The organism is Streptomyces sp. NPDC006602 (assembly GCF_042870385.1).
Classification (GTDB): Bacteria; Actinomycetota; Actinomycetes; order Streptomycetales; family Streptomycetaceae; genus Streptomyces.
In genome coordinates this window covers 1-2,927 of sequence record NZ_JBIAHG010000093.1, presented here as the reverse complement: position 1 = coordinate 2,927, position 2,927 = coordinate 1, and the positions used below count along the sequence as shown (strand labels likewise).

General features: G+C 67.3%; 2 protein-coding genes and 1 pseudogene. 2 read left to right on the top strand and 1 reads right to left on the bottom strand.

The window, feature by feature from the left end; translation table 11 throughout:
- Positions 1–123: 123 nt before the first annotated feature.
- Positions 124–1,359, bottom strand: coding sequence for an IS701 family transposase (locus ACFYO2_RS49515; protein ID WP_388364083.1), 1,236 nt, complete (start codon positions 1,357–1,359; stop codon positions 124–126).
- Positions 1,360–1,525: 166 nt separating this feature from the next.
- On the opposite strand from ACFYO2_RS49515, the gene ACFYO2_RS49510 reads away from it, so the two are divergent.
- Together ACFYO2_RS49510 and ACFYO2_RS49505 are read left to right on the top strand one after the other, a co-directional pair.
- Positions 1,526–1,930, top strand: a complete 405-nt coding sequence (locus tag ACFYO2_RS49510) for a type II toxin-antitoxin system PemK/MazF family toxin (RefSeq protein ID WP_388364081.1) — start codon at positions 1,526–1,528, stop codon at positions 1,928–1,930.
- Positions 1,931–2,238: 308 nt separating this feature from the next.
- Positions 2,239–2,823, top strand: a pseudogene (locus ACFYO2_RS49505) (IS701 family transposase); the annotation flags it as partial.
- Between the last annotated feature and the right edge of the window lie 104 nt (positions 2,824–2,927).

The window sequence follows — 2,927 nt, the reverse complement described above, 5'->3', positions numbered from 1 at the left end:
CGAGTTCACGGAACCCGCCCGTGACCGCCGATCGGCCTCTACACTCCCACCGCTCGACGTTTCCCCAGGTCAGACATCAAAGTACTGCTGGAGTATTAGTACTCCGGCCGTAGTTCGTGATCTTCATGCCTGAGTGGCTTGTCGCCGGTAGTGGCTGGCCTGGGAACGGGCCTGGTGGCGGCGTCGCCAGTGGGACCAGCCGAGCCGGTGGGCCGTGTCGTGGACGGGGCGGATAACGAGAGTGATGAACAGGCGCTGGATTTCGTTGCAGGTGAGCGGTATGAGGGTGTCGGGTGCGGGGTGGCGGGCGTGTTCGTCGGCGCGGACGGCGGCGAGGAAGGCGTGAGCGAGCATGGCCAGGATGACCCAGCGGGACCAGGACGCGTAGCGGCGGACCTGGTGCTCGTCCAGTCCGGCCAGGCCCTTGCCGGACTGGAACGTCTCTTCCACTCGCCACCTTGATCCAGCGACCCGCACCAGGGTGCTCAGGGGCACGGGCCGCGGTGAGTAGCAGCGGTAGTAGGCGAGTTCGCCGGTGGTGCGGTTGTGGCGGATCAGCAGCTGGCGGCTGCCGGGGGCGGGGTCGGGCAGTTCGATGGCGGCCCAGTCGTAGAAGCGGTGCCCCTTCGCCCCCGCTCCGGCGGACAGCTTCTGCCAGGCCTGCTTGGGCAGCTTCCGGGCCAGGGCGTCCGCGCGGAACTTCCCGGCCTGGGTGGTGACTTCGTGGGAGCAGGCAACGGCCAGCACGTAGCCGGTGCCGCGCTCCTCCAGTGCGGCCCGCAGCCGTGGGTTGCCGCCGTAGACCTCGTCGCCCGCGACCCACGAGGTGTGGTGGCCGGCGTCCAGGAACCGGGTGATCATGCGGATGGCCAGTTCCGGCTTGGTCGCGAAGGCGGTGTCCTGGTCGAGTCCGGCATCCCGGCAGCGGTCGGGGTCGGAGGTCCAGGAGCGCGGGACGTACAGTTCCCGGTCCACTGCCGCGTGCCCGCGGCTGCCGGCGTAGACCAGGTAGACGGCGACCTGGGCATTTTCGATCCTGCCCGCGGTGCCGGTGTACTGGCGCTGGACGCCGACCGTGCCGGTGCCCTTCTTCACGTCCCCGGTCTCGTCGACCACCAGTACTGCCTGGTCGTCGTGCAGGTGCTCCACCACGTAGTCGCGCAGGTCGTCGCGTACCTGGTCGGCGTCCCACTTGGCCCGCCCCGGCAGGTGCTGCATGCCGTCCGGGGTGGACTCCCCGGCCCACTCGGCGATGGTCCAGCAGTTCTTGCGTGGCAGGTCCGACAGCAGTCCGAGCATCAACTGCCGTGCCCGGCGCCGGGGTTCGACCCGCGCGAACCGTCCTGCGATCCGGCTCATCAGGCCGTCGAACGCCTCCTGCCAGCGGGCAGGGTCTACGCTGTGACCTGCAACCACCGCATGATCTTCAGTCTTCACACACCGATGATCAACGGTGGCCGCACCCGTCTCCACAGCGCTTCAGGGTCGCGCAGCGTCCGCCTGCCGTCCTGTATCAGGAGGACATGTGCAACGTGGCGAAGTCTGGTGGGTCGAGTTCGACGAGCGGCGGCTGGTCGTAGTGCTGTCGGGAGACGACGCGTCCGGGATCCGGGTGATGCAGGTCGTCGCTCCGGCGGGCGTCGACATCAGCGGTCTGGGCGTCGAAGTGGCAGTAGGCGCCATGGAAGGACTGCCCTTTGAAGGCGTTCTGCGGTTCGCGTTCCCGCGTCCAGGCTTTACCCCTTGCACGTGGCTGACCACCGTGTCCCGGGACGACCTGATCGAGCGGGCGGGCGCCCTATCCTCCGCGAAGCTCAGCGAGATTGAGGCCGCCCTCCGTCTCGGTGGACAGGCGAAGGAGTCGACCCCGGCGACGACCGCGAAGCTCAGCGAGATAAGGGACGCCCTCCGTCTCGGTGGACTGGGGTAGACGGAGAAGGAACGGACACCCCCACTGGCGTGGTTGATCTCGTCCAGATGATCGACACTGGCCACCTGTCTCCTTGGCGCCTCTCACCATCGAGATCACGATCTACGGCTGGAGTACCAGTACTCCAGCAGGATTTCGCTGTCTGACCTGGGGGTTTGGATGGGCGGCTGGAGTGTAGCGGGTCTTGGAGTGGTGAGGGGTGGCCTTATGGAGGCTGCCCCTCGAACGTGTGCCGTCGCCGCTGGTAATGGCAGGCGCCGGGGAAATCTCCCGATGTGATCACCGAGCGTGCTGTCGAGCAGTGGGACCTGGAACTGGACGACCTCTTCGTGGCCATCGGCCACCGTTTCCGCCGCGTCGAACTCCGCCGTCGCATGCGTGACTATGTGCGCGGGCTGCTCGCCCCGGTAGCCCGCAAGAACAGCTGGCAGCTGGCCGAGCAGGCAGGCCACTCCACTCCCGACGGGCTGCAACACCTGCTCGCCGGCGCGAAGTGGGAGCCCGACGACATCCGCGACGACCTGCAGGAATACGTCGCCGACAAGCTCGGTGAGGACGACGGAGTCCTCATCATCGACGACACCGGCTTCATCAAGAAGGGCACCACCTCGGCCGGGGTTCAGCGCCAGTATTCCGGGACCGCGGGCCGCACCGAGAACTGCCAGATCGGCGTCTTCGCCGCCTATGCAACCTCCCGCGGCCGGGCTCTGGTTGACCGCGAACTGTACCTTCCCAAGTCCTGGACCACCGACCGTGACCGCTGCCGCGCTGCCAAGATCCCCGACGTGCGTGAGTTCGCGACCAAGGGCGAACTGGCCCGGCGCATGGTGCTGCGTGCCCTGGCCTCGCCGCTGCCCATCGCCTGGGTCACCGCGGATTCCGCCTACGGACAGGAGAGTCGCGAGGAATTGTCAAATCCTGTGGACTGACCGGACAGTCAAATGACCGGTTGATCAAGCAAGCGGCTTGCGGTAACGGACGTACTCGTTCTGCCGCC

Excerpts from the sequence above, each read along its gene's own strand:
- ACFYO2_RS49515 (WP_388364083.1), bottom strand. The coding sequence starts at position 1,359 with ATGAGCCGGATCGCAGGACGGTTCGCGCGGGTCGAACCCCGGCGCCGG.